We start from the raw sequence: 26548 nt of genomic DNA, 5'->3' as shown, positions 1-26548 counted from the left end.
TTCAGGCTCCCCATCCGGCTTGGGTGCCACCGACTCGTTCGGCGGCGATGTGGTCTGCGTACCCGCTGTCGCGGAAGGCCCGCATCGGATTCGCGGGCAGACCGCGCGAGCTGCGCCAGTCGGTCAGGTCCGAGCGGACATCGGTGTAGAAGGCGTCCATGAACACCTCGTTGGCGCCGAGGACGTCGCCGTCGCGTTCGGCCTCGGCCAGCGCGTCGCGGTCGACGAGCAGGGCGCGGGCGGTCATCTCCTGCACGTTCAGGACCGAGCGGATCTGCCCGGGGATCTTCTCCTCCACGTTGTGGCACTGATCGAGCATGAACGCCACGCCGCTGCCGGGTCCGTACCCGCCGCCGCGGACGACCTCGAACATGATGCGGAAGAGCTGGAACGGGTCCGCCGCGCCCACGATCAGGTCGTCGTCGGCGTAGAAGCGGGAGTTGAAGTCGAACGAGCCGAGCCGGCCCAGGCGCAGCAACTGGGCGACGATGAACTCGATGTTGGTGCCCGGCGCATGATGGCCGGTGTCCAGGCACACCAGGGCCCGTTCGCCGAGCGCGACGCAGTGCGCGTACGAGGTGCCCCAGTCCGGGACGTCGGTGGCGTAGAAGGCGGGCTCGAAGAACTTGTATTCGAGCACCAGTCGCTGCTGCTCACCGAGGCGCGCGTACACCTGCCGCAGCGAGTCGGCCAGCCGGTCCTGGCGACCACGCAGATCACCCTGGCCGGGGTAGTTGGTGCCGTCCGGGAGCCAGATCTTCAGGTCCCGGCTGCCGGTGACGTCCATGATGTCGATGCACTCGTGCATGTGCGCGATCGCCTTCGCGCGGACCTTGTCGTCGACGTGGGTGAGGCTGCCGAACTTGTAGTCCTCGTCCTGGAACGTGTTGGTGTTGATCGTGCCCAGCCGCACCCCGAGGTTCGCCGCGTGCGTGCCCAGTTTGTCGAAGTCGTCCACCAGGTCCCACGGGATGTGCAGGGCCACCGACGGCGCCAGCCCGGTCAGCTCGTGCACCTTCGCCGCATCGGCGATCTTCTCGTAGGGGTCGCGGGGCACCCCGGCGGTGCTGAACACCTTGAAGCGGGTGCCGGAGTTACCGAACGCCCACGAGGGGAGCTCGATGGCCTGGTCCGCGAGCAATCCCGCGATATCGCTGAAGTTCCGCATTAGGTCACTTTCATCAGATGAATAAATCGATTCAAAGTGTGAGCAGTGTAACGCCCCATGTCCGATGTCTGTCAATGACCCGGGTTGAGGAGTTGCAGAGGGCGGGTCTCAACGGACTCGGTTCGGGATCGCCTCTTTCATGCAGAACTAGGTGCACACAGCAAGTTACGCGACGTCAGACCGCCCGGACTTGATTGCCTGGATGGCGGAACCGGTAGGCCGTCTACGCGACCTCGTGCAAGGAATTGCCACAATTACCCGAGCTTCGGAGATTCCCGGCGATCGAGTCACGGATGCAAAATCATCTAATGAAAAGTTGTTCCAGGTAGACGGCTGCGTCCGTGTACGAGGGTCACAGGCCGTCGGAATCGAGTATCCAGCCTGCCCGCGGCCACGCCAGTCGACGAGGTGCGGGCGATCGCGGTGTTTGCACCTCGTGTTCGCCCGCATCGACCGGGAAGAAGCAGCGAAAGAGCCCGCGGCGGAGATCGAACACCGCGGGAGCGGTCACTCGTTACCCGTCGAAGTTGCTGAATAGGTAGTTGTCGATGTTCGGCCCCACTCGCTGAGCGAGAATCTCTATGGAGGCGTTGGCGACKTCGGGTAGCAGGAGGATGTACTTCGATATCGCCAGCCCGGCCGTTTGGCTGACCACCAGTGCGTAGCGCTCGTCCTGGTGATCGCTGCGGACGACATCGCCGAGTGCGCGCTGCACGAGTCCGAGGAAGAAATCTCGTACTCGCATGGCGATCTCGTCGTGCGTGACGGCGACTCGCAGCAGCGCGATTGCCCGTGCTCGCTGCTGTGGGTTCGTCTCCCAGAATTCGAGTACGCGTCGGACGAAGATCTCACCGGGCGCGTCGGTCTCGGGGGTGATTCCGGAGAATACGGTCTTCGCGTCGACCTCCGGCTGCAGGGCGGCCACCAGCAGCGCGTTCTTGTTGCCGAAGTAGTGATGGATGAGCGCCGGGTCGACTCCGGCCTCTTTGGCGATGGCGCGCATGGTCGTTCGGTCGAAGCCGCGATCGGAGAACAGCTCTCGTGCCGACCGCAGAATGGTGTCGCGCTTGTCGGCGGAGTCGGCAACGACCTTCGGCCGGCCGGGAGCGCGACTATCCATGTGCTCCGGCACGCGCGAGGACCAGCATGCGCTCTTCGATGGTGGCGCGCACGGGCCGGATGTCGGCGGCGATGCCGGCTGAGTCCAGTACGGAATCGATCGTCGCCGGATCCGTGTCCGGAACTCGGATCGCACGGCCGTCCAGGATCACGGGGATTCCGGCATCGTTCAGTGCCGCGAATGCCTGCGCCCATTCCGGAGTGTGCACCGCGACCGCGCGGGTGTCGCCGATGATGTCGTCCTCGCTTCCGGCGCCGACGAGTTGCCCGGACGACATCAGCAACAGGCGATCACACTGCTGCGCTTCTTCCATGTAATGGGTGGTCACCAGGACGCCGACGCCGTTGTCGGCCTGCTGCCGGATCGTGTCCCACAGTCTTGCCCGGGACAGTGCGTCCACGCCGGAGGTCGGCTCGTCCAACACCAGCACGTTGGGTTCGTGTGCCAGGGCCACGACGAACGCCACCTGTCGTTGCGAGCCCAGGGCCAGTTCGCGGACGAGGGTGTTGCGCGCGTCGTGGAGTTCGGCAGGAACACCGGGCACGGGGACACCGTAGGCCTCCGCGCTGAAGGCCAGGTTCTCTTCGACGGTCAGATCGCGGTAGAGACCGAGGTTCTGGGGCACGTAACCCATGCGCGCCCGGCGCTTTCGGTCCGGTGGACCGCCGAGCAACTCGACCGCACCTTTCGTCGCGGCGAGCAAACCCAGGAGCATCCGGATCAGCGTGGTCTTCCCGGCACCGTTGGCGCCGAGAAGACCGACCACCTCTCCGGGGGCGACGGTCATCGACATCGAGTCGACGGCAGTGAAGTCACCGAACTTCCGGGTCACCGAGCGTGCCCGTAGTACCTCACCGGTCATGATGCCCCGACCTCCCGCCGACGTGTCAGCGACAACGCGATGACGATGTCTTCGAGGTCTGGCGTGATGGTCGCGGCGTCGGTGCCGGGGTGTCCGTCCTCCCAGTACTCGTGACGCTCCCGGCCGCGGCGCCACGACCACTCCGGTCGTACCGGATCCGCTGCCGAGGTGATGGCGCCGGTGAATCCGGCGCGCACCTCGTCGTAGGAGCCCTGGGTCAGGATCCGGCCGGAGTCGAGGACGACGAGATGCCCGGCTCGCTCGGCCTCGTCGAGGTATGTCGTCGACATCACCACTGCTGCCCCGTCAGCGGCGGCTTCCGAGATCAATCGCCACAGGTCGATGCGGCTCACGGGGTCGACGCCGGTGCTCGGTTCGTCGAGGATCAGCATCTTGGGTCGGTGCAGCATGGCCATCGCCGTGCCCAGTTTGCGCCGCATCCCTCCGGACAACGCCGAGGCGAGTCGGTCCGCCGCATCACCCAGCCCGGCCCGGTCGATGAGTTCCTCGCGCCGCTCGGCCAATTCGTTGCCGCTCAGGCCATAGATGCCGCCGACGAAATCCATGTTCTGCCGGACCGTCAAGGCCGCCCAGCTCCCCGGGCCCGCGCAGAGGAACCCGATTTCGTGCTTGCCGGGGGCGTGGACGGTCCCACTGTCGGGGAGGACCTCCCCGACGAACGTCCGCAACAGGGTCGACTTTCCCGCCCCGTCTCCTCCGACCAAGGCCACCACCTGGCCGGCAGGCACGTCGATGCTCACTCCGTCGAGGGCTGTCCGGTCGCCGAACCGGACGACGACGGACTCGGTCGCGGCGATCACGAGGCGTCCGCACCGGTCGGATCGACCGATTTCGACCCCTCGGGCTTACTCGCCTTCGAGACGTCCGGCGCGAGATCTCGCCGGAAACGAAGCGTCGACCCGGTGAAGACCACGATCGCCATCACGGCCAACACGACCAGCGGCAACCACAACGACGAGATCGGCGCATCACGCAACATCACGCCCTGCGAGATCATCGTGAAATAGGTCAGCGGAAGCAGATAGCCGATCCAGCGAACCCCTGCCGCCATTGCATCGAGCGGAAAAATCATGCCGGACAACAAAATCTGTGGCATCAGGAACAGGAATGCCGTTTGGATCGCTTGTCCGGTGGTCTGCGAGATCGTCGATATCAGCACACCGAGACCGAGGACGACGAACAGGAAGAGCGCGGCGCCCAGCGCGAACACCAGTACATTGCCGTTGAACGGCACCCCGAACAGCACCATGCCCAGCACCGTCACGACGGTCATGTCCAGTGCGGCGAGCAGAAAATAGGGCACGATCTTGCCCAGGATCACCTGACTCGGCCGGATCGGCATGACCGCCAGTTGTTCGAGGGTCCCGGCCTCGCGTTCCCGGACCAGACCGATGCTGGTGACGATCGTGCCGATGAAAGTGAGGATCAGGCCGATGATCGCCGGCACCATCACCCACGACGTCTTCAGGTCGGGATTGAACAACACCTCGGTGCGGACCTGGTCGCCGAGTTTGTTCAGGATCGACACCGTCGACTGGGCAGCGAACAGATTCGAGCCGTCCACCAGTGCCGTCGACTGCTCGGCCGGGGTCGAGCCGGTCACCACGACGACGTCGACTTTGTTCTCCCGCAACAGATCCGTCGCCTGGGTGGTCGAGCCGCCGACGTCTGTCTGCGTCACGTCGAAGAACGGCGGCAACGACGTGCTCACCTGCTGAGCCGAGGGACCCATGACTGCCGTCTCGACGGAGGACACATAGAAGTTGGCCGCGTAGCCGAAGATGACGAGCAGGAGAAGAGGCAGCGCGATCAACATCGCCAATGTGCGGGGGTCCCGCCGAAGTTCGCGAAATTCCTTGAGAATCATGGCGCGCATATTCGATGCTAGGCACGCCGAATGGCCTGGGTCAACGGTTGATGAATTACACGCTTTGTCGGAGATCCGCCGCGTCTGTCACTGCCGAAGGGCGGCGTCCAGCATGCGGATCAACTCGCCGACCCGTCCGCCGCCACCCGGTGCCACCGGAAAGCGTCCGAGTACGTCGACGACGACTGGTGTCGCACGCTGGACCGCTTGCTCGACGTGTTCGGCGCCGACGGTCGGATCGTCCCCGGCGACGAGTTCGGCCGCTCTCGCCGCGTACGCGGCCGCTCCGAGTATGTGCTTGACCTGGGTGGCCTTCGCCAAGGGATGCAGGTAGGCGGCGCCAGCCGCGGTCATCGCCGCCCACGCCGCCTCGCGCGCGGCCTCGGTGTCTGTGTCCTTGGCAGCCGCGAGCGCCGCCCACGCTGCGTCGCGCAGAGGTTTCCCGCGCTCACCACCCCGAGCGAACTCCCACGCGGTAGTGATCGCGTCGCGAGGCCGTGCGTCGTCCGGCTGATCGGCCTCGAATATCTCGAGTACCCCCTCCGCGCACCCCGCGGCGAACGCGGTGACCTCACGAAGATCCTGATTGCTCAGAACGATTTCCGTTGCTTCCCCTGCCATGGATCCATTTTCGACCATCGGCCGCAACTGGGAGGAATTCGGTGTGCGTGCCGCCGCTGTGACCGGTATCGAGACTGTCCCCCAAAGTGGACTGTGGCGCACGACACAGCCACTCGTAGCCTTCCTGACACCGACGAAAGTGCGTGTTCAAGACAATCCCACGCCCACGAATGGGCCGAACGGAGTATGTGATGAGCGGAGACCTGAACGAGGTCGGGACCGGTGTCAACCTATTCACCGCAGGGGAGGTTCGCGGTACCGCGAGGTGGTTCAACGACACGGCCGACGTGCTGTCGATCGACGACGAAGATCTCGAGGACACGATCGCGTTCGTCAGTAAGGGCGGGATGACCTTCCTGTCGCCGATCCTGCCCGATCTGCGCGCGATCGTCTGTACAGCCGGCAGCCGGGAATCGCACCTCGCGATCCTGTCGCGAGAGTCGGACGTGCCCTGCGTGCTCGCCGCCGAACTGATCGGAACCATCGCAGACGGCGACACCGTGGTGCTGGACCTGTCCGATACCGAGACCGCACGCGTTGCTGTCGCTGCAGGGGCAGTGACGGCGTGACCGCGCAACTGACCACTCCCGTGAACGTGGAGGCTCTGTACACGGACCCGGCCTACGAGCCCACACTCGAGGAATGGAACTGGCTCGTGCACGCCGCGGGTGCGGCCTACAAGTCCGAACTGTCCGCGCGGACCGTGTTCGAGTCGGAACTGTTCGGCATGAACACCTACATCCTGATGTCGATGATGGAGGACTACCTCAGGGTGCCGGAGCGCATCCGCACCATCCGGCAGCACGCCACCCCCACCGAACTGGTGCGCAAGGCTCTGCCCATCGGCAACAAGCGCAGCTTCATCAACCTCGCGGCCACCCCGCTGCACTATCTCACCGGTCGTGAGCTGTTCGTCGACCTCGGAGAGAGCACCCTGTCGGATGGTCTGGAGGATCAGCTCGAGGTTCTCCGATTCTGGCGCGAGGCGACCATTGCGATGCGCACCGACAACGTCCTGTTCAACATGGACGCGGAGCCGGAGAACAGTTCTCATGTCATCGACGACGACGTGCTGGCGGAGATCCGGTCCCATCTGGTCCCTGCCGACGGCGAGGTCAAGGCGGGGATTCGCAAATTCGGTGCGCGGCTGACCGCGTACGCATTCCTGGAGAACTGCGACGCACGCACCGCGGTGTGCGACACCGGGCCCTATCAGCTCGAGGACGGCACGTTCCTCGCGCTGCGCGAGACCTGCACGGACGGTGACGGAGACTTCCCCTGGGTCGACGGCATCCGCGAAACGCTGCCCTACCATCATTTCGTCATCGCCTACCGACTGCCCGCCACGGTGAAGATGGACAACAACGTGTGGGGCACTGCCTGGTTCACACCCAGCGACTACCAGGCCGACATCATCGAAACCCGAGTGTTCTGCACCGACGACGGCACCCTCCGCCCACTCGGTGCCGACGAGGTCGAGGAGGCCACCAAAGCGATCCGCAAGGCGCACCGAGCGCTGTACCAGCGGTTGGCCGAAACCGATGCCGAGGAACGCAACCTGTACGCCACCGAGATGTACGCGTGGAAGCTCAAGGCGTGGGCACGGCTCGCCGGCTGCTACGACGAGATCGATTGGGCCATAACGCCGCGGATCGCCGAATCCTTCCAGAAGTTCAGCGATCCCGACCTCGCGCTGCAGTTGATCGGCGGCGTCTTCGTTCCGCAGGACCGCGACGGTTGCTTCCGTCCGCTGGGAGGTTAGGCGATGTCAATTCTCGGGAAGGGAAATCCGTCGTACGCCTTTGCGCCGGTTACCGGAACAGTGCGCCATTTCCGGTCGCCGGACGACGTGATCGCCTCGCTCGACAGCGACCTCGAGTCCACGATCGCTCTGGTCGCGTCGGGCGGCACGACGTTCCTGTCACCGATCCTGGGCCGGCTCGGGGGAATCGTCTGCCTGGATGGAACACTCCGCTCACACCTGGCGATCGTGTCGCGAGAGTTCGAGGTCCCGTGTCTGGTCGGTACCGAACTGTCCGAGGACATCCCCGACGGCACCGAAATCACGCTTCGTATCGAAGAGCAGACGGGGGTCGTTGCTTCCCCGGATCCTGACACCACATCGGACCGGTCCGCGGATGTGAGCGCCGCGTGGTGGGAATACATCCGGCGTGTGGGAGACGAGATCGCGGTCAAGGACTTCACGGTCGACGTCTCGGGCGCTGCGCTCGAGGCACTCCTCTCCGAGGAACTCACCGACGACCGTCTCGACGATCTCGTCCAGCACATGGGCCGGGCATTCAAACCCGAATTGACCCGCCGATCCGGGTTTACCTCCGAACTGTTCCCGATGCTGCCCTACATGTCGCTGTCGGTCATCGAGGATTTCCACAGCTACGTGGATCGGATACGCGTGATCGACGCGGCTGTGCCGGCGGAAGAGTTGGGCCGCCGGTTGCGTGAGGGGCCGAACAAGGTCAGCCCGCTGTGGATCTGGATGATCGGCTACCACTTTCTCTGCGGTCGAGAGTGCCTGATACAGATGGGCACCATCGAGCCCGGCGACCATCGGGACGATATTCGCACCGTCGTGGATTTCTGGCGCCGGCTCACCCTGGCGCATCGTGGTGACGGCACACTCGACTACAAGGACGCCGGATTCACCAACCGGTACCTGTCGACGGCCGTCGTCGACGAGCTGGCCGGCGCGGCAACGGCGTTGGACGCGACCACCGCGAAGAGCCTGAAGCGGCTGAACGCCACGGTCTCGGGATACTCGTTCCTGTACTTCTGTGATTCACGGGTCGGCATCTGCGACTCCGGTCCGTATCCGCGGCCGACGAAAAACCGGCAGACGATCGTGCGGGACTACCTCTCCCTCGGCCCCAGTGCATGGGCGTATCCGTGGGCAGACGATCTGGACCCGCCGTACACCGGATTGACGATGGTCCTGACGTTCGACCGCTCGAAGTTCACCGAATTCGAAATCAACGACTGGGGAACGACGTTCACCGAATCGGATCAACTTCTCGCCGTGGTCGACGAAGCTGCCGTGTACGGGTATCGCGCCGACGGCACCCGTGAGCTGATCGCGCCGGAAGACTGGCCGGGTGTTGCGGCGGATCTCAGCCGATGCCACATGGGCCTGTATCAGAAATTCGCCACCATGGACCGGAGCGACCGAATCATGGCCGCCACCACCATGTACACCTCAGGGCTTCGCCCCTTTGCCGCCCAGGCCGGGGTGACGGATCAGGTCGACTGGGCGATGTCGCCGAAGACCCTTGCGCTCTATCCTGATCCGTTCGACGACGACGACCGGGCTGCGGCCATATTCGGTGGAGCGTTGTTGGCACACGATATGCCCGGATCCTTCTCACCCATTCGCTGAACCACTCGAGAGGAGGCGCTCACATGCGCCAATCGATGCAGAAACTCATCCACGCCGACGAGCTGTTGTGTCATCAGACGCCCGAAACCTTCGCGACCATCAGCCATGCCGACACGTCCTGGACGGAGAAGCTCTGGTCTTCGCTCTTCGCTCGTGACGGGTCCATCCAGGTCGACATCGGCCTCGGGAAATACCACAACCGGAACGTGATGGACATGTTCGCCGGCGTCTCGCGGGGGAAGGAGCAGCTGACGGTTCGAGCCAGTCGCCAACTCGACCTCGACGGCGAGCGAATCGGTGTCGGACCGCTGGACTACGAGGTCATCGAGCCGCTCCGGAAGGTGCGCTGGGTCCTGCAGGAGAACGACGTGGTCCCACTGCGATTCGACCTCACCGTCACCGGAGTGCTGCCGCCGTTCCTCGAACAGAAGGATGCCCAGCGTGAGCCGCAGGGATTTCGGGTGCAGTCCGATCTGCTCCGGTACCACCAGGCGTCGACGGTCAGCGGTGAGATCTGGCTCGACGGCGAGCGTATCGAGGTCCGGGACGAGGAGTGGTTCGGCTTCCGCGACCACTCCTGGGGAGTGCGGATGGACGTCGGTGAGCCCGCACCGGATGTCTTCAAACCTCAGCGGCTCGATGGCGACTTCATTCTGACGTGGAGTCCGATGTGGATGCAGCGTCCCGACGGGTCCAGCTACGAGATCCACCACTATCTGCAATGGGTCGACGGTGCGGTGACCTACTTCTCGGGCTTCGAGAATCTTCCCGACGGAACCCAGCGCCCGCTGCAAGGATTGAGAGACGACCTCAAGTACGACCCCGACAACAGGCGACTCCTCGGTGGGACCCTGACCTTTGATGCGGGGTGGGGCGAGACGCGCACCCTCGAGATCGAACCCGTCAGTGACACCGGGTTCCACCTCGGCACGGGACTGTACTTCGGGTTCAAGGGCCAGCGGCACGGGCAATGGCAGGGACCCGAACACCTCGACGGTGAACGGTACGCGGACGTCTCCGATTCCGACACCGCACGCGAGGTACACCAGTTGCGGGACTGCGTAATCCGTTGCCGCGAAGGCGACGCCGTCGGGTACGGCATCTTCGAATCGATGGTGATCGGTGAACATCCCCGCTACGGGCTGACGAAGGAGACGTCCTTCCTCTGACCGGAGCATGACGGGGTCGCGGACGAATAGTCCGCGGCCCCTTTCTCATATCCGCTGCGCCCGCGCCAGCAGCGCCAGTTCCATCCGTGACTGGCAACCTGTGGTTGTGAGGATTCGGGTGACGTACTTCTTCACGCTGTCCTCGGCCAGGGAGAGGATCTCGGCGATCTGCGCATTCGACAATCCGTCCGCGACGAGCCGGACGACCTGCCGCTGCCGCACGGAGAGCCGTGCAAGGGCGGCCTGCGACTTCGACGCGGGCAGGCCGCGAGCCATGGCGGACATCTGCTGACTCAGCAGGCGCAGCGTGGCCGCCTCGGAGGTGCCGATCTTGCCGGGCTCCGGGTCGAACATTCCCAGCAGTGCCGTGTGTCCCGCGCTCAACTCCAGGCGCAATGCGGCAGCGGTCTGCATGCGCCACGTGGAGGAGAGGAAATATCTGACGTAGGCGTCGGCCGCCGCCGGCAACTGGCCCATCGACTGCAGTTCGTCCAATGACGACACCCCGCTGGAGACGAGTTGCCGCATCGCCGCCGGCGTGCCGAAGATGTCGTAGCGGGCCCACCGGTCTTGGTACTCGGGCAGCATCTTGGCGGTTTTGCCCGCTGTCAGGGGTGCCGAGTCCTCGAACACGGTGTGGAAGGTCGCGCCGGCGAAGAACGAGACATGTCTCAGGGCGAAATGCTCACTGATCGCCTCGACGGCCCGTTCCTTGAAGTCGGGAAGGCAGGCCGCACCGGAGCACTGTTCGAGGATGTCGAAGGCGCGCTCGTAGTCGGCCTTGCTCAGGTTGGCTCGGAACGGGGAGCGGTTTCGGGACGAGGACTTTGCACTCGGCGTTGTCCCGGAAGTGTCCCCCAACGTGGACTGGGTCACACCACGGAGCGTAACTAGTTTTAGGTCACAACGCCAAGAAGCCGGAGAAAAAAATACCAGGTAGCCACCTGTTTCCGGCCGCGTAGGCGGCTGCGTCCGTCCCGAGGAAACGTGAGGTGACATGTCCGACTCCGTGGTTACGCCCCCGAAATGGGGATCGACCGAAATGCTCCCATTGCCGGGCCGCTTCAACACCGCTGTGCGGTCGTTGGCGGCACAACGATTCTCCGCCACCGGCGAGCGGTGGAAAGACAGCGTGTTCGAACGCCAGTTCGAGATCTTCTCGGTGGAGGATGCGCGAGCGATCGAGCAGGAGGCCCTGGATTCCGGGTACCGGTTCGAGTACTCCGCGACGGTCTCGCTCGAATCCGAGCCGCACAAGTACAAGCGAACCGACCGAGAGGCGCGGGAGTTCTCGGAAGACCGGGACTCGGACGGTCGCCGTCACGTGGGTATCGGCGACAACGTGATCAAGAAGTCCCAGACGGTCATCGGACCGGTCGCGTTGATCTCCGCCGTCGAGCAGGTCATGGAATTCCTCGCCGACGGCATCCCGCCCGGCACGATCGCCGTGATCGACGACTCGGGCGGCACCTTGACCGCACCGATCATCGAAGGGTTCGCCGGCGTCATCTGCCTCGGCGGCACCGTGCGCTCGCACCTGGGCATCCTCGCCCGTGAGTACGACGTCCCCACGCTGATGAATTGCAAGATCAACGACCTGAAGAACGGCGACCTGGTCGAACTCGAAGTGACCGCGGCGCCCCCGGCAGCGGATGCATACGAGACGGGTGACACCGGGCATGCCCGGATCTGGCTGATCGAAAGCGAGAGCTGAGACCATGGCGAATCTGACCTACCGGACCCTGCTGGAGACCAACAACTACCTCCGGAGTCTGTCCGACACCACCTACTGGCTGTGCATCACGCGGACGGTGCAGGAGTCGAAGCTGTTCCCGATGAACCCGTATATGCTGGTGAGCTATCTCAACAGCTTCTACCGGTTGCCGACCCTGTTGCGCGAGATCGACGCGGCGACGCCCGCCGAGGAACTCGGAGACCGCGCCCGCGAGGTCAGCCTGAAGGTGGACACGGTCAACGCGGCGTGGGGCATGCCCGCGTTCTACCTCATCGGCCGCGAGATGCTGATGAACTGGGGCCTGCTGCGGCCCACCGACGCGGTCGACGACGTCGTCGACGTGCTCGACTTCTCCCGGCGGTTCAATCTGGCCTACCACCGCAACGACGGACACCTGACGAACAAGGAATTCGGCGACCGCAGCCAGTTCCTGCCCGAACGCACCCWGCAGGTCTTCGAGTCCGATCTGCACGGTGTGGTGCCCGGTGACCGCCTACACACCGCCGCAACCAAACTCGTCGCCCAACTGTCGCAGTACGCGTTCCTCGCGCACTGYGAGTGCCGCATCGGTCTGCACAACAGCGGCCCCTACGACTTCGGCAACAACCGGCAGATGATCATGCGGGACTTCTTCGACCTCACCGAAGGCGATTACCCGTGGCTCGACGGCATCGCCACCCAATTGCCGTTCAACAACCTCACGATCCCGATCGTCTTCAAGGGCACCAACTTCCACTTGATGGACGACTGGGCGTCCTTCGAGGCCGAACCCGGATACAACGCCGCCAACATCGAAGCGGTCGGGATGTACACCTCGGATGCGTTGACCGACGGATACATTCCGGTCGGCATGGACAACGCCGACACACTGGCCGACACCATGGAGCAGTACCGGGAGATCCTCAACGAGGCGACCACCGACCTGTGGAAGCGGATCGCGACCTGGTCACGCGAGCAGATGATCGACGCCGGCGCCCTGGTCTACTCCTCGGTCGGCAAGGACTTCGCTCATCTCGCCGGAACCTACCGGCAGGACGACTGGTTCCAGGTCGACGAACGAGTGCAGCGGTTCAAGCCCCTGCTCAACGACGAATACGGACGCGACAACCTCGGCGAGATGGTGGGCCTGCTGGGATTGCCCCACCAGACGAGCAACGAGTACACCATGGCCCGCTACTCCGACCTGAACCGCAACATGCTCACCAGCATCCCCTACTCGGTGCTCACCGACGACGACTACGCACCGACCGCAGGTGACCGGTTCACCGGCTCGTCGAGCCTGCCCGGCAAGTCCGGCTTGTGGGCCACCAGCGCCGGACGCATCGACATCGACGACTACAACACGCGCGCAAAGGGATTCACCCCCGCCGTGCTCGACGGCGGCAACCGCTACCTCGACGAGGAATGGGTGAAGTGGAACCACGGGACCCCGCAGGCGGACGAGTTGTACCGCCTCGCGCAGCGAGGCTCACGGAACATCGAGGGCCGCGGATCCGGGCTGCGTCGGGCCGACCTGCCCGCCACCGACGACACGAAGGGGTCTGGCGATGCAGATCGGTGACCTGATCCGCCGCGCCGGGCGGCAGTACGGTGCCGCGCCCGCGCTGATCGACGGCGACCGAGTGGTCAGCTTCGCCGAGTTCGACGAACTCACCGACCGGCTCGGCCACGCACTGCTGGCCCGCGGCCTCGATGCCGGTGACCGTGTCGCGGTGCTCATGCCGAACGGGATCGACGGCGTCGTCGTCTATTACGCGCTCGCGAAGGCCGGACTGGTCCGGGTCCCGCTCAACGTGCGCGAGACGGCCCACGAGCACACCTACAAAGTCGAGGATTCACAGGCGCGAGCCCTGGTCTACGCAGGGGATCCCCCTGCCCGGGTCGAGTTGATGATCACAGCCGACGAGCTGCCCGGACTCGTCGCCGGCGCGCCCGACGGCCCGTGTGACGTCCGGCGCGACCAGGACGAACCGCTGCGGTTGGCCTACACCGGCGGCACGACCGGCAAGCCCAAGGCGGTGGTCCTCACCACGCGCAGCGAGCTTGCCGAAGTGGCGAATTTCCTGGTCGACCTGCTGCCCAACCTCCGACCGGACTCGGTGATGCTGCATGCCGCCCCGATCACCCACGGCAGCGGCGCGTTCTTCCTGCCGCACCTGGTCAAGGGCGCACCGAACGTCATCGTGTCGAAGTTCTCGCCCGGCGCCTTCCTCGAGGCCGCGCAGAAGTATCGGGCCACGTCGACGTTCATGGTGCCGACGATGATCGCGATGCTGCTCGAGGATCCCGCCACGGCAACAGCGGATCTCGCCCTCGAGCGCTTGTGCTACGGCGGAGCCCCGATCGCGACCAGTGTGCTCCAACGCGGAATCGACATCCTCGGACCGGTTTTCGCGCAGCTCTACGGTCAGGCGGAGGCGCCGCTGGCGATCACCTGCCTGCAGCCGTGGGAGCACACACCGGAACGGCTGACCTCCGCCGGTAAGCCCTACACCTTCGTCGAGGTGCAGGTCCGGGCCGCCGACGGCACGGTGCTCGGACCCGACGAGGTCGGGGAGGTCCTGACCCGGGGGCCGCACACGATGAGCCGGTACTGGCGTCGCCCGGACGCCACCGCCGAGACGATCGAACCGGACGGCTGGTTGCACACCGGCGACATCGGACGCTGGGACGACGACGGGTACCTGCACCTGCTCGACCGCAGGCACGACGTCATCATCTCGGGCGGCTTCAACGTCTACCCCCGCGAGGTCGAAGACGCCCTGCTGACTCACCCGGCGGTCGTCGAGGCCGCCGTGGTGGGCCTGCCCGACGACAAGTGGGGCGAACGGGTCGCCGCCGCTGTCGTCACCCGCTCCACCGCCGAGCCCGACGAGATCCTCGAGTTCTGCGCCGATCGACTGGCCGGTTTCAAACGACCTCGTTCCCTGGAGATCTGGCCGAACATCCCTACCAGTCCGGTCGGGAAATCCCTGCGCCGCGAAGTGCGCGACCGCATGGTCGCCGCGCAGGTGTGACCCCGACACCGAAAGGACCCATCATGCTCGACCCCAACGAACTCACCGTTCACACCCTGACCCTGCGTCAGCTCGGATCCGCCGAGCAGCTCGCCGAGATCAACGCCCTCCCGATCGCCGACGTCGAGGCGGCGCTGGAGAAGGCCGTCGCGGATGGGGCGGTGATGGCCGCACACGGCAACTACATGATCACCCCGGCCGGCCGCGAGTTCCTCGACGATGTGTACCTCCGCGCCTTCGCCGGTCTGCGCGCGGACCCGGCCGTCACCGACGCGATGGACTCCTTCGAGACCGGTGTCAACAAGCAGGTCCTCACCCTGACCACCGATTGGCAGACCATCGAGGTCGACGGCGCCCGCGTCAGCAACGATCACGCCGACGCCGACTACGACGCCAGGATCGTCGAGAAGCTCGGCCGCGTGCACGAGAAGACCCAGAAGGTCCTTCAGCCCCTGGCCCAGCAGAACCCGCTGGTCGATCGATTCCTCGACCGGATCGGCGCGGCGCTGATCCGCGCAGAGGGCGGCGAGACCGACTACGTCAGCGGCGTCCGCGTCGACTCGGTCCACACCGTGTGGTTCCAGATGCACGAACACATCCTCCGCCTCACCGGACGGGAGCGCCCCGAATGAGCACCGCAACAGGTCTTCGCTGGCTGGTCGTCCCCGACGAGAACGCCGCCGAGCCGAGCCGCGATCTGGTCGGCGGGAAGGCATGGAGCCTGTGGCGGATGCGGTCACTGGGCCTGCGGGTGCCACCGGCGTTCGTCGTCACCACCGCGGCCTGCGCGGCCTACTTCGCCGACGGCGGCCTGCCCGAGGGGCTGGCCGACGAACTGATCACCGGAATCCGCTTGCTGGAGAAGCAACTCGGCCGCACGTTCGGCGGCACCGAACGCCCGCTGCTGGTGTCGGTGCGCTCCGGCGCCGCGATCAGCATGCCCGGCATGATGGACACCATCCTCGACCTCGGCTGCAACGACGACGTCGAGGCCGCCCTGGCCGCCGAAAGCGGCGACCGCGACTTCGCTGCCGAGGTGCATCGCCGCTTCACCGGCTTCTACGGCCGTCTCGTCCTCGGCTGCACCGAGGAACTCGAAGACCTGCCCGATACCGCGTCGGTCCGGGCAGCGATCTCCTCCGACGTCGGTGACGCCGTGCCGGCCGACCCGTGGGAGCAGCTACGCGCCGCGGTGGCCGCGGTGTTCGCATCGAGTCGATCCCGGCGTGCCCTCGCCTACCGCAAGCACTACGGCATCCCGGACGATCTCGGCACCGCGGTCACCGTGCAGGCGATGGTGTTCGGCAACCTCGACGACGACTCCGGCACCGGGGTGCTGTTCACCCGTAACCCGGTGGACGGCTCCCGCGAACCGTACGGCGAATATCTGCAGCGCGGGCAGGGCGAGGACGTCGTGTCCGGCCGGATCACCCCGAAACCCCTGACCGACCTGGAAGAGCGCTGGCCGATCGTGCACGCCGAATTGCTCGACGCCGCAGAACGACTGGACCGCGAAGGCCGCGACGCGCAGGACGTCGAGTTCACCGTGCAGAGTGGCGAGCTGTTCCTGCTGCAGTCCCGGCCGGCGAAGCGCACCGCCCGCGCCGCCGTGCGGATCGCCGTCGAACTCGTCGACGAGGGTGTTCTCGAACCGGGCGAGGCCCTGTCCCGGGTCACCGCAGAGCAGATCCGCACGCTGCTGCGCCCGGAGATCGCACCTGGTGCCGCCGACACCGCAGAGGTACTGGTGACCGGGGTGGCCGCCAGCCCGGGTGTCGCCACAGGTGTCGTCGTGGACACTCCCGAAGCGGCACAGGCGAACCCGGGAAGCATCCTGGTCCGCAAATCGACCAGCCCCGACGACGTTCACGGCATGATCGCGGCCGCCGCGGTGGTCACCGAGCAGGGCGGCGCAACCTCACACGCCGCCGTCGTCAGCCGCGCCCTCGACACCCCCTGTGTCGTCGGCTGCGGCACCGACTCCGTGGCAAGCCTGGTCGGCCGCACCGTCACGGTCGATGCGACCACCGGCCGGGTCTACGCCGGCTCACTGCCGACCTCGGCGGTCGACGAGAGTGAGGACGAGGATCTGCGCCACCTCACCGAGTGGGCGAGCAGTGCCACCTCTTTGCGAGTGGGTCCCGACGTGGCGGCGGAGCCGGTGTTCGATGCCGACTCCCTTGCAGCCGAAGAGATCGGTGAGCACATACCCGACATCCCACCCGGAACCAAAACCGTTTGTGGAGCGGTGTTCTGCGCTCCGGACGGAGTCCGGGCAGCCCTCGACGCCGGGGTCGAAGCGGTTGTCACAACCCATCGGCTGCCGGTGCTTCTTGCAGCCATCGCACACCAGAGGAGCACGTCATGACCACGGCGGATCGTGTGACCCATCGCGAGGTGCAGGAGATTCTCCGTACCTTCACAGAGTCGGGATGGGCTTCGATGACCCTCGAACTCGACGGTATTCGCGTCACCGTCGGCAAGGACGGCCCGCCGGCACCGGCTTCGACCGCTGTGGCTCCATCCGCGCCGGCTCCGGCTCCGGCTCCTGCTCCTGCCCCTGCTCCTGCCCCTGTGGCAGCGTCGATTGCGGCCGCGCCCGCCCCGGCGGCGCCGCCTGCCGTCGACACCACCGGCTGCATCGAAGTGCGAGCCCAGACCGTCGGCGCCTTCTGGGTGGCCCCCGGCCCCGGCGAGCCGCCGTTCGTCCAGGTCGGGCAGACCGTCGAGGCCGGGCAGCAGATCGCCATCGTCGAGGTCATGAAGTTGATGAACCCGGTGGTCACTCCACAAGGCGGAGAGATCGTGCAGATCTGCGCCACCAACGCGGACCTGGTCGAATTCGACCAGCCGCTGTTCCTGATCAGGCCGACCGATGGCTAGCCCGTCGACCCTGTCCACCGAATCACCGCACCGCACGCCGCTCCGGCGGGTCCTGGTCGCCAACCGCGGGGAGATCGCGGTCCGCGTGATCAAGGCCTGCCGGGCCCTCGGCATCGAAACGGTAGCCGTGACCTCGACCGTGGATCGCGACGGGCTCGCCGCCCGGATGGCCGACCGCGCCGTGTGCATCGGCCCCGCCCCGGCATCGCAGAGCTACCTGGCGATCCCCGCGGTGCTCAGCGCCGCCCTCGGCGCCGGGTGCGACGCCGTCCATCCCGGCTACGGGTTCCTGTCGGAAAACCCGGAATTCGCCGCCGCCTGCGTCGCCGAGGGACTCACTTTCGTCGGACCGCGGCCGGAAGCGGTCGCGCAGGCCGGCGACAAGGCCCGCGCCCGTGAACTCGCCCGCTCGGCCGGCATCCCGGTGCTGTCGGGATCGCCGGTGGTCGACTCCACCGAGGCCGCGGTCGCCGCGGCCACCGAGCTCGGCTATCCCGTCCTGGTCAAGGCCGCCGCCGGCGGCGGCGGCCGGGGAATGTCGGTGGTCGAGAACGAATCCGAACTACGTGCCCGCTGGTCGTCGGCTGCGGCCGAGGCCCAATCGGCGTTCGGCGACGGACGACTGTACGTCGAGCGATTCATCCGCAACGCCCGCCACATCGAGGTCCAGGTGCTCGGGGACAAACACGGCAACGTCATCCACCTCGGCGAACGCGACTGCACCCTGCAACGGCGTCACCAGAAGGTCGTCGAGGAATCGCCTGCTCCCAATCTGCCCGAGAAGATTCGTCAGGACATCCGACGCAGCGGGGTTCTGTTCGCCGAGGCGCTCGGGCTCGACAGCGCCGGAACCGTCGAATTCATCTACGACGCAGACTCCCACGAGTTCGCGTTCCTCGAGTTCAACGCCCGAATCCAGGTCGAACACCCGGTGACCGAGATGGTCACCGGCGTGGACCTCGTCGCCGAGCAGCTGCGCTCGGCGGCCGGCGAACCGCTCCGGTTCACCCAGGACGACATCGACCTGACCGGACATGCCATCGAAGTCCGCATCACCACCGAAGACCCGGCCCGCGGCTTCATCCCCAACCCCGGGACGGTGCACACCTGGGAACCGCCGGAGGGCGAGGGCATCCGCGTCGACAGCCACTGCGAACCTGGTTACGTCGTCACCCCCTACTACGACTCCCTGCTCGCCAAGATCGTGGCATACGGCCCCGACCGGGACGTCGCCGCGGACCGGATGGTCGCCGCCCTGGGCCGACTGGGGGTGACCGGAGTTCCAACCACCGCGGATTTCGCGCGGGTGGCTCTGGACCATGCGGACTTTCGCGCCGGCACCGTCACCACCGACTGGATTGCCTCTCGGGGCCTCCCCGACTACTTGGAGAAGATCTCATGAGTTTCCTCGACAGTGCCCCGCGCAACGCCGACGGCAGCAAGCGCAAGATCGACATCGTCGACCAGACCCTGCGCGACGGCCCCCAGAGCTGGTGGGGCATGCGGCTGCGCAAGGACATGGGCCTGCCCATGGCGTCCGAGCTGGACCGCACCGGCTTTCACACCATCGATCTCGCCGGCAGTTCGATCTTCGAGGTGCTCGTGCGGCACTGCAAGGAAGATCCGTGGGAGCAGTTGATCTCGCTGTCGAAGTCGATGCCCGAGACGACGGTCCGAGCAGGAACCCGCAGCAACGGGATCGTCACATTCGGCCTCACTGCCGACAGCGTGATGGACCTGTGGGTGCAGCGGCTCAGCGCTCACGGCGTCGGCAGCTTCTGGATCTACGACGGGCTGTTCAACATCGACAAGATCGGCCGCCTCGTCAAGACCGTGCAGGCCGAGGGTGGTCAGGCGCTGCCGTGCATCCTCTACGCCGACACGCCGTACCACACCGACGAGTACTACGCCGCCCGCACACGGGAGCTGGTCGCGACCGGTGCGGACGGTATCGAACTCGAGGATGCCGCCGGCCTGCTGACCCCCGAGCGCACCCGCTCGCTCATCGCGGCCATCAAAGGTGCGGCCGGAAACCTGCCGGTGGAGGTCCATTTTCACAGCAACAACGCGCTCGCGCCGCTGAACTACCTGGAAGCCGTCCTCGCCGGCGCTGATCGTGTGCACACGGCAAGCCGCCCGCTCGCGGCGGGAGTGTCGCTGCCCTCGACGGAGAACACGGTGGCGAACCTGCGCTACGCCGGCTTCGACGTCGACCTCGACGAATCCCGCTTCGCCGCAGTCGAACAGCACCTCCTGCGCGTCGCGGAGTACGAGGACCTGCCGGTCGGTCAGCCGGCCGAGTACTCCCTGTTCCAGTACCGGCACCAGCTTCCCGGCGGAATGGCGGGCACCTTCAAGGCGCAGCTGCGCGACCGCGGCATGGAGGATCGTTTCGAGGAGGTCCTCGACGAGATGTCCCGGGTGCGGGAAGAACTCGGCTACCCCGTCATGGCCACCCCGTTCTCGCAGCTGGTCGGTACGCAGGCGGTGCTGAACGTGGTGACGGGATCCCGGTATTCCGTGGTTCCGGACGAGGTGATGATCTATTCGCAAGGCTTCTACGGCAAACCCGTCGCCCCGATGGATCCGAACGTGTACGACACCATCATGAGTTCGCCCAAGGCGAAGAGCTACGAGAACTGGGAGCCTCCGCAGCCGAGCCTGGGCGACCTGCGGAAGAAGTTCGGCGAATCGATCAGCGACGACGAATTGCTCCTGCGACTGCTCGTCCCGGAGAACGACATCGACGTCATGCGCGCGACCCCGCAACGCAACCGCGACTTCGCCCCGACCAGCAAGCAGATGAAGTACATCCGTGAACTCGTCGAGACGTCCGTGGGTGCCTACCTGCACATCGAGGCCGAAGACTTCTCGCTGACCCTGGAAGGCGATCACCGATGAGCGAGCTGGGTGTGGGGCGGCCGACCAAGCGCCGTGCCGGCTCCGCCGTCGGGGGACTGCCCGTCGCCGACTCGCGGCCGGTCCTCGACGGCGATGCCGTGCTCGGCTCCCGGTGCACGGTGTGCCGGTACCCGACCGCGCAACAGCATCTGCCGTGGTGCCCGGTGTGCTACGCCTCCACCGAACCGGCCCGCTTCGCCCGCACAGGCAGGACCTGGTCATCCACCGTGGTCGCGATCCCCGTGGGCACCCGCCGGCCACCGTTCGGGCTGGCGTACGTCGACCTCGACGACGGCCCCCGGGTACTCGTTCACCTCGGCGAACCCGCGGTACTCGAGATCGGTACACGGCTCGAGATCACCGGAGCAGACGACGGCGACCTCGTCGCCACTTCGGAGGTGCAGCGATGAACCAGGCCATGTTGTGGGGCGTCGGAACCTCGTCCTACGGCCGATTCCCCGACCAGCGAGTCGAGTCACTCGCCTGGACCGCAGTCGCCGAAGCGGTCCGGGACGCCGGCATCCGGCCCGACGCGATCGACGCCATCATCGTCGGATCCGTGTTCGGCCCGCCCGGGGTGGCCACCCGCATCCAACGCGGACTCGGCATTCCCTCCGTGCCCATGTGGACCGTCGAGAACGCCTGCGCCAGTGGCACCGCCGCCTATCACGAAGCGGTGGAGGCAGTGCGGCACGGGCGATTCGAGTGCGTGCTGGTTCTCGGGGTCGACCAGATGTCGACCCTGTTCTCCGGTGCCATCGTGCCGGAGGCGACGGACCCGGAAGGCGCTGCGTCGCTGCCGTTGCCGGGGCTCTACGCCCTGCAGGCGCAGCGGTACGTCGGCGAATTCGGTGTCACCCCGGAACAACTCGCAGCCATCGCGGTCAAGAACAAGACCAACGGGATGGACAACCCCCGCGCCCAACTGCGGGACACGGTGCCCACGGTTCGGGAGGTGCTCGACTCCCGCATGATCGCCGAACCGCTGACGTTCCTGCAGTGCTGCCCCACCAGCGACGGGGCCGGCGCCGCCATCGTCGGCGGCGACCGCGGCAACCGCAACGACCTGCGGATCGAGGCCTCCGCGATGGTCTCCGGTGCCCTGTGGGACCAGCGCAGCGAGGACGTCTGGGGATTTGCCAGCGTCGCCCGCGCCGCCGAGAAGGCCTTCGCGCAGGCCGATCGCACCCCGCAGGAGATCGACGTGCTCGAGGTGCACGACGCCTTCACCATCGGTGAGATCATCACCCTCGAGGCGCTCGGCATCGCACCCCGCGGCAAGGGCGCCGAACTCGCCCCCTCCGGCCACACCACCCGCGACGGTGCGCAACCGGTCAACCCGAGCGGAGGGCTGCTCTCGCGCGGGCACCCCCTCGGCGCAACCGGAATGGCGCAGCTCGCCGAAATCGCATGGCAACTGCGCGGACAGGCCGGACCGCGGCAGGTTGCCCGGCACCGGGTCGGGCTCGTCGAGACGATGGGTGGGGGAGCGGCCGGAATGGACGGCAACGCCTGCGTGGTCACCATCCTGTCGACGCAGTCATGACCGCGATCTACGCAGGGCTTCTCGGGTTCCGCGACGTCGGCGGACTGCGAACCCGGGACGGCGGGCGCGTGCGGGCCGGAGTGCTCTTCCGCAGCGGGACACCGCAGTTCCTGGACGAGGAGTCGGGGCGGGCACTGATCGCCGACACCGGGATCCGGGCGACCATCGATCTGCGGCTGCCCCACGAGGTCGCGGTGGAGGGGCGAGGACCTCTCGACGAGTTGGGGGTTCGCCACTTCCGTCACCCGTTCAGCATCGGCGACCGCGTGGCCGAGGACTCGGCGGTTGCCCCGATGGACGGCGACGATCCGCTGGTCACCCGCTATCTCAAATACCTGGCCGAGGACGCCGCCGGGGTCGTCTCCCTGACCACACGGCTTCTCGAACCCGCCGTTCTCCCGGTCTTGGTGCATTGCACCGTCGGCAAGGACCGGACCGGGGTGGCGGTGGCACTGCTCCTCGACGCCATCGGGGTGCTCCGCGAGGACATCGCCGCCGACTACGCGGCCGCCCCCGACGACGTCGCCGTATCCATGCGGCGTCTGCGGCAGATGGCGTCGTACGGCCCCGCCGCCGACCTCTACCCACCGGAGGCATGGACGGCGCCCGCGGATGCGATGGAACGGTTCCTCGGCAACGTCGACCGTCGGTACGGCGGGACCCGCAACCTGCTCCAGGACAACGGTATAGGGCCGGAGGAGATCCGCCGACTGACCGAACTGCTCCTCACCCACGACGACGCAACGAAGAAAGTGAGCGCCGCATGCGAGTAACTGAAACCTACGTCATCCGGGCAACACCCGATGCCGTGTGGAAAATCGGCGGAGACACCGCGAACGTCGCGGACTGGATCCCCGCGCTGGAAAAGTCCCACCAACACGGTGACCTGCGGTACGCGACCTTCGCCAACGACGGTGGCGAAGCGACGGAGCGGATCGTCCACCACGACGATCCACAGCGAAGCTACACCTATGAGTACGTCTCCGGGCCCCTGCCCCTGTCGTTCTATTCCTCGAACTTCACCGTCAACCCCCATCCCGAGGGCGCCGAAGTCGTGTGGAGTGCCGATTTCGCATCCCCCTCCCCCGAGAGTGAACCCGAACTCGCAGCGGCGATCACAGACATCTACCGGTCCGCGTTGATCGAATTGGCCAGCCACACAGAAGCACACTCGTCGCATCCGGGCGGGAAGTAGAGGGCCGCCGCAATGTCCCAGTACGGCGTCTTCACCGTGCCCTCGATCCAGTGCAACACTCTGTCGTCGAGTGCGCTGTGGTTCCGGCGATCCCATGCAGGCATCGTCATCACACCGAGCGGTCGGTCGGATCGATCGAGGGTCGTGAATCCGACTGCGCGACAAGCTTCGCGAAATCCGCGGCGTAGACGGTCATCCAGTGCGGATGCAGCCGGTAGTAGACCACGTCGTTGTCCCAGTCGAAGAAGTCTTCGCCGTAGAAGTCTTTGAAGTAGGCGAGCAGGTCGGGCCAGTCCGCGGCCGGCTCGCCGTCCTGCGGGTTGAGGATCTCCACCGTGCCATGCGCGAACACGCCGAGGTCCTCACCGCGCATGTGCGCCGCACTGGCGGCGGGCCGGGCGGCGAGGTGGCGGGCCTTGGCTGCGCCGCGCGCCGTGCCGAAGTGCCACTTCCCGTGTAGGAAGTGCCCGTCCACTCCGCTGATCCGCGGTTCGCCCGTGGCGGTGACGGTAGACAGCGCAAGCGTGCACATGCCGGTGACGACCTCGGTGAGCTGCTCCGCGGTCAGTGTTCTCTCGGTGTCGATGATCGAACGCAGATGTGCGGTCGAGCGGGACAGCGAGGCGTCGAGAAGTCGCTGGAGTTCACCGAGCTCTTCGGGTGTTTCGCGCATGGAGGTCCTTGTCTGTCGGTGGTGAAACCATGCTCGCACCCAGACCCTGACATCCTGTGTCAGGAATTATCCGCGATCCTGCGCCTGCATGATCGCTGCCGCGGTGGACGCGATCGTCCGATCGTCGTCGTGGGTCAGCCGGGTGAGTGCCTTCCGTGCCGCCGTGCCGGGAATCTCGGCGAGTGCCTGCGTGATCCGCAACCGGGTGGGCGCGTCGTCGACGGTGTCGAGCGTGTCCTGCATGGCCCCGACGATGTCGTCGGCCGTCGGAGAGAGGGTCGTCAGCAGACCCAGCACCTCGGCGGCCTCGACGTCGAGCCGCCCCGTAACGACCATCTGGAGGAGGACGGGTATCGACTCGCTGTTCCCGCGAGAGCCGAGCGCCAGGGCCGCGTACCCGCGGACCGTGGCGTCCGAGTCGTCGAGGGCACGTCTCAGATGTACGGCGGCCTCCTCGGTGTGGATTGCCGCTATCGCGGTGGTGGCGCGACGCCGGACGTCGACCTCCGCCGCGTCCAGGCCGTTGGCGAGATCCGCGAGTCCTCGACCGGCGATCCTCGCCAACGACCACTGCAGCGCGCCGGCCACATTGAGGTCGTCCTCCGAGAGGGCAGCCTCGACCAACGCCTCGACGGGCAGCGACGCCTTCCCGTTCGCAGAGAGGATCGCCTGTTGACGCCGGGCGGCGGACTCCGATTCGAGCGCCCGCAACAGGGTGACGAGGTTCAGGACGTCGTCCCACTCCGCGGGGGAGGCAGCGTCGACGCTTTCGAGCCTGCCGAGCAGTTCCTCCTCGGCGGCGATCCGCTGGCGGGTGTGCCGAATGAGGTCTCCCACCAGATCGGCCGGTGCGAAATCGGGCTCGTCCAGTGCGCGCTTGGCCTCGTTCAACGACAGCCCCAACGTCCTCAGGCTCTCGACGTGGAAGAGCCGTCGGATGTCATCGGCGGAGTACTCGCGGTAGCCACCCGACGTGCGGCCGGTTGGCTCGACCAGTCCCAACCTGTCGTAGTGGCGCAACATCCGTGTACTGACACCGCACCGCCGCGAGACCTCGCCGATCAACATCCCCATCTCCTCCCTTACGTGTCCGGACCGGCGACCGCGACGCGCGTCGCCATCTCGAGTGAGAGGGCGAATCCGCTGTCGGGGTCGTGGCAGAGCTGCCTCGTCGCATCGGCATGCGCGCGAACGTGCGGATCGGGACTGGTCCCGGCTGCGTCGAGGACCGGTAGGGCAGCGTCCCCGAGTCCCACGAAGGCACGGCTCAGACTGAGGTGCATCTGATGGTCGCTGCGTCCGAGTTCGATCATCAGTTCGGCCGCGAGCGCAGCCTCGCCGCCGGGTGGGACGAGGACCACGGCCGCCCGCCACGCGCTGCGCGCGACCTCGTCGTGCTCGTCGTGCAGCAGTGCGGACACCGCGGGCCAGGCGAGCCGATCCCCGATCTTGGACAGGGTGTGCAGCGACTGACTGCGGGCCTGCGCGGAGCCGGACCCGAGCTCGTGGACCAGTCTCGGCACCGTGACCTCGGCGGGCAGGCGGCACAAAGCCCAGGTCAGCATGTCGCGGACGTAGAAGTCCGGTTCGACGGCACACCGATCGACGAGAGCGTCCGCGAATCGGGGATCGGGGTGCGTGCCCGCAGCGAGCGCCGCCCGCAGCCGGGCCGACGGGTCGGTCGCGGCCAGAGCGTCGGCGAGGTGAGCATTCGGCCCACCCTGGTTGGTTGTGTTCACGACAACCACCTCCTTCGCCGACCATTCGAGTCCTTGTCACTGTGTCAGGGTCAAGCGCCGGTGTCCGGGAACGTCGGTTGGGTGGTGCACGTGTTGGAAGATCTAGCCATGATCCTCCCGAAGGTCCGAGACCCGCGCTTCGTGACGATCCGCCGCGGTGGCACCCTCACCGACGCGGATCACCAGCTTCTGGCCCTGTGGGCGGCATCGTGCGCGGAGCACGTGCTGAACCTGTTCGAGTCGGTTCGGCCCGACGACCCACGACCGCGTGACGCGATCGAGAACGCCCGCGCCTGGGTGCGTGGGGAGGTCAAGATGATGGAGGCCCGCGCCGCCGGCGGGCATGCCATGGGCGCGGCCAGAGACCTGCGTGGAGCCGCCCGGCACGCCGCCTATGCTGCGGGGCAGGCCGGGGCGGTCGCGCACGTCGCGGCGCACGAACTCGGTGCCGCCGCCTATGCGATCAAAGCCGCACGTGCTGCCGCGCCCGCGGGTGAGGGCGACGCAGCGGGACGACGTGAGTGCCGTTGGCAGCGTGACCAACTCCCCGAGGCGATTCGCGAACTCGTCCTCGACGACCAGCGGTTGCGGAACGACATCTGCTGGTCGGTGTTCGACTGCTGAGCGCGTCGGCTACCGG

Annotated in this window: 27 protein-coding genes; 17 read left to right on the top strand and 10 right to left on the bottom strand. The window is 66.6% G+C overall.

Annotated features, from left to right (window positions below):
• Nucleotide 1: 1 nt before the first annotated feature.
• The 6 genes from rhaI to AC1DWT_RS00570 all read right to left on the bottom strand — a co-directional run bounded on the left by rhaI (nt 2) and on the right by AC1DWT_RS00570 (nt 5659).
• Complete coding sequence (gene rhaI, locus AC1DWT_RS00595) at nt 2-1168, bottom strand: L-rhamnose isomerase (RefSeq protein WP_206013913.1); 1167 nt, start codon at nt 1166-1168, stop codon at nt 2-4.
• A 514-nt stretch (nt 1169-1682) separates the two neighbouring features.
• Nucleotides 1683-2288 carry a TetR/AcrR family transcriptional regulator gene (locus tag AC1DWT_RS00590; RefSeq protein WP_477919395.1) on the bottom strand — a complete coding sequence of 202 codons (606 nt, stop codon included), beginning with the start codon at nt 2286-2288 and terminating at the stop codon, nt 1683-1685.
• The gene (locus tag AC1DWT_RS00585; protein WP_206013911.1) at nt 2281-3150 is read right to left on the bottom strand and encodes an ABC transporter ATP-binding protein; all 870 of its coding nucleotides are present in this window, start codon (nt 3148-3150) and stop codon (nt 2281-2283) included. The genes AC1DWT_RS00590 and AC1DWT_RS00585 overlap by 8 nt, the downstream gene beginning before the upstream one ends.
• On the bottom strand, nt 3147-3971 hold the full coding sequence (locus tag AC1DWT_RS00580) for an ABC transporter ATP-binding protein (protein ID WP_124391520.1): 825 nt from the start codon (nt 3969-3971) through the stop codon (nt 3147-3149). Before AC1DWT_RS00580 ends, AC1DWT_RS00585 begins: the two co-directional genes overlap by 4 nt.
• Complete coding sequence (locus tag AC1DWT_RS00575) at nt 3968-5047, bottom strand: ABC transporter permease (protein WP_206013910.1); 1080 nt, start codon at nt 5045-5047, stop codon at nt 3968-3970. The genes AC1DWT_RS00580 and AC1DWT_RS00575 overlap by 4 nt, the downstream gene beginning before the upstream one ends.
• 78 nt (nt 5048-5125) lie before the next feature.
• Nucleotides 5126-5659 (bottom strand): putative immunity protein, encoded by a 534-nt coding sequence (locus AC1DWT_RS00570; RefSeq protein ID WP_206013909.1) that lies wholly within the window; start codon nt 5657-5659, stop codon nt 5126-5128.
• A 191-nt stretch (nt 5660-5850) separates the two neighbouring features.
• Here AC1DWT_RS00570 and AC1DWT_RS00565 point away from each other — a divergent pair, with 191 nt between their 5' ends.
• Genes AC1DWT_RS00565 through AC1DWT_RS00550 form a run of 4 tightly spaced genes read left to right on the top strand, consistent with a single transcriptional unit; the run spans nt 5851 to nt 10219 of the window.
• Complete coding sequence (locus tag AC1DWT_RS00565) at nt 5851-6228, top strand: PEP-utilizing enzyme (protein WP_206013908.1); 378 nt, start codon at nt 5851-5853, stop codon at nt 6226-6228.
• Nucleotides 6225-7421, top strand: coding sequence for a hypothetical protein (locus tag AC1DWT_RS00560; protein WP_072946713.1), 1197 nt, complete (start codon nt 6225-6227; stop codon nt 7419-7421). Before AC1DWT_RS00565 ends, AC1DWT_RS00560 begins: the two co-directional genes overlap by 4 nt.
• Nucleotides 7422-7424: 3 nt before the next feature.
• Entirely contained in the window at nt 7425-9050 is a 1626-nt protein-coding gene (locus tag AC1DWT_RS00555; RefSeq protein ID WP_206013907.1) for a PEP-utilizing enzyme, read from the top strand.
• A gap of 23 nt (nt 9051-9073) precedes the next feature.
• Nucleotides 9074-10219 (top strand): Rv3169 family protein, encoded by a 1146-nt coding sequence (locus tag AC1DWT_RS00550; RefSeq protein WP_241031381.1) that lies wholly within the window; start codon nt 9074-9076, stop codon nt 10217-10219.
• A gap of 45 nt (nt 10220-10264) precedes the next feature.
• Here AC1DWT_RS00550 and AC1DWT_RS00545 read toward each other — a convergent pair whose 3' ends face one another.
• The gene (locus tag AC1DWT_RS00545) at nt 10265-11095 is read right to left on the bottom strand and encodes a helix-turn-helix transcriptional regulator (RefSeq protein WP_206013906.1); all 831 of its coding nucleotides are present in this window, start codon (nt 11093-11095) and stop codon (nt 10265-10267) included.
• A 166-nt stretch (nt 11096-11261) separates the two neighbouring features.
• Between AC1DWT_RS00545 and AC1DWT_RS00540 the strand changes: the two genes are divergently transcribed.
• The 12 genes from AC1DWT_RS00540 to AC1DWT_RS00485 are packed head-to-tail and all read left to right on the top strand — an operon-like array spanning nt 11262 to nt 23496.
• Nucleotides 11262-11933: a PEP-utilizing enzyme gene (locus AC1DWT_RS00540; RefSeq protein ID WP_206013905.1), complete on the top strand. Its 672-nt coding sequence runs from the start codon at nt 11262-11264 to the stop codon at nt 11931-11933.
• Between the two features lie 4 nt (nt 11934-11937).
• Complete coding sequence (locus tag AC1DWT_RS00535) at nt 11938-13515, top strand: hypothetical protein (protein ID WP_477919394.1); 1578 nt, start codon at nt 11938-11940, stop codon at nt 13513-13515.
• Nucleotides 13502-14971, top strand: a complete 1470-nt coding sequence (locus AC1DWT_RS00530) for an AMP-binding protein (protein ID WP_206013903.1) — start codon at nt 13502-13504, stop codon at nt 14969-14971. Before AC1DWT_RS00535 ends, AC1DWT_RS00530 begins: the two co-directional genes overlap by 14 nt.
• A gap of 23 nt (nt 14972-14994) precedes the next feature.
• Entirely contained in the window at nt 14995-15603 is a 609-nt protein-coding gene (locus AC1DWT_RS00525; protein ID WP_477919393.1) for a hypothetical protein, read from the top strand.
• A complete protein-coding gene (locus tag AC1DWT_RS00520; protein ID WP_206013901.1) occupies nt 15600-17339 on the top strand; it encodes a pyruvate, phosphate dikinase in 1740 nt (579 codons plus the stop codon). The genes AC1DWT_RS00525 and AC1DWT_RS00520 overlap by 4 nt, the downstream gene beginning before the upstream one ends.
• The gene (locus AC1DWT_RS00515) at nt 17336-17854 is read left to right on the top strand and encodes an acetyl-CoA carboxylase biotin carboxyl carrier protein (RefSeq protein WP_206013900.1); all 519 of its coding nucleotides are present in this window, start codon (nt 17336-17338) and stop codon (nt 17852-17854) included. The genes AC1DWT_RS00520 and AC1DWT_RS00515 overlap by 4 nt, the downstream gene beginning before the upstream one ends.
• Nucleotides 17847-19256 carry an acetyl-CoA carboxylase biotin carboxylase subunit gene (locus AC1DWT_RS00510; protein WP_206013899.1) on the top strand — a complete coding sequence of 470 codons (1410 nt, stop codon included), beginning with the start codon at nt 17847-17849 and terminating at the stop codon, nt 19254-19256. Before AC1DWT_RS00515 ends, AC1DWT_RS00510 begins: the two co-directional genes overlap by 8 nt.
• A complete protein-coding gene (locus AC1DWT_RS00505; RefSeq protein ID WP_072946722.1) occupies nt 19253-20755 on the top strand; it encodes a carboxyltransferase in 1503 nt (500 codons plus the stop codon). The genes AC1DWT_RS00510 and AC1DWT_RS00505 overlap by 4 nt, the downstream gene beginning before the upstream one ends.
• Complete coding sequence (locus AC1DWT_RS00500) at nt 20752-21165, top strand: Zn-ribbon domain-containing OB-fold protein (protein WP_072946723.1); 414 nt, start codon at nt 20752-20754, stop codon at nt 21163-21165. The genes AC1DWT_RS00505 and AC1DWT_RS00500 overlap by 4 nt, the downstream gene beginning before the upstream one ends.
• Nucleotides 21162-22301 (top strand): thiolase family protein, encoded by a 1140-nt coding sequence (locus AC1DWT_RS00495; protein ID WP_206013898.1) that lies wholly within the window; start codon nt 21162-21164, stop codon nt 22299-22301. Before AC1DWT_RS00500 ends, AC1DWT_RS00495 begins: the two co-directional genes overlap by 4 nt.
• Complete coding sequence (locus tag AC1DWT_RS00490; protein ID WP_206013897.1) at nt 22298-23074, top strand: tyrosine-protein phosphatase; 777 nt, start codon at nt 22298-22300, stop codon at nt 23072-23074. Before AC1DWT_RS00495 ends, AC1DWT_RS00490 begins: the two co-directional genes overlap by 4 nt.
• Nucleotides 23065-23496: an SRPBCC family protein gene (locus AC1DWT_RS00485; RefSeq protein WP_206013896.1), complete on the top strand. Its 432-nt coding sequence runs from the start codon at nt 23065-23067 to the stop codon at nt 23494-23496. Before AC1DWT_RS00490 ends, AC1DWT_RS00485 begins: the two co-directional genes overlap by 10 nt.
• 109 nt (nt 23497-23605) lie before the next feature.
• Here AC1DWT_RS00485 and AC1DWT_RS00480 read toward each other — a convergent pair whose 3' ends face one another.
• The 3 genes from AC1DWT_RS00480 to AC1DWT_RS00470 all read right to left on the bottom strand — a co-directional run bounded on the left by AC1DWT_RS00480 (nt 23606) and on the right by AC1DWT_RS00470 (nt 25917).
• A complete protein-coding gene (locus AC1DWT_RS00480; protein ID WP_206013895.1) occupies nt 23606-24169 on the bottom strand; it encodes a pyridoxamine 5'-phosphate oxidase family protein in 564 nt (187 codons plus the stop codon).
• 66 nt (nt 24170-24235) lie between these two features.
• Complete coding sequence (locus AC1DWT_RS00475; RefSeq protein ID WP_206013894.1) at nt 24236-25237, bottom strand: MerR family transcriptional regulator; 1002 nt, start codon at nt 25235-25237, stop codon at nt 24236-24238.
• Nucleotides 25238-25251: 14 nt separating this feature from the next.
• Nucleotides 25252-25917, bottom strand: a complete 666-nt coding sequence (locus AC1DWT_RS00470; RefSeq protein ID WP_206013893.1) for a HEAT repeat domain-containing protein — start codon at nt 25915-25917, stop codon at nt 25252-25254.
• A gap of 99 nt (nt 25918-26016) precedes the next feature.
• Here AC1DWT_RS00470 and AC1DWT_RS00465 point away from each other — a divergent pair, with 99 nt between their 5' ends.
• On the top strand, nt 26017-26532 hold the full coding sequence (locus tag AC1DWT_RS00465; protein WP_072946729.1) for a putative immunity protein: 516 nt from the start codon (nt 26017-26019) through the stop codon (nt 26530-26532).
• Nucleotides 26533-26548: the final 16 nt, after the last annotated feature.

Source organism: Rhodococcus sp. P4_B6 (assembly GCF_056402215.1).
The sequence above is the reverse complement of the archived record's forward strand: the minus strand, read 5'-3'. Positions and strand labels throughout refer to the sequence as shown.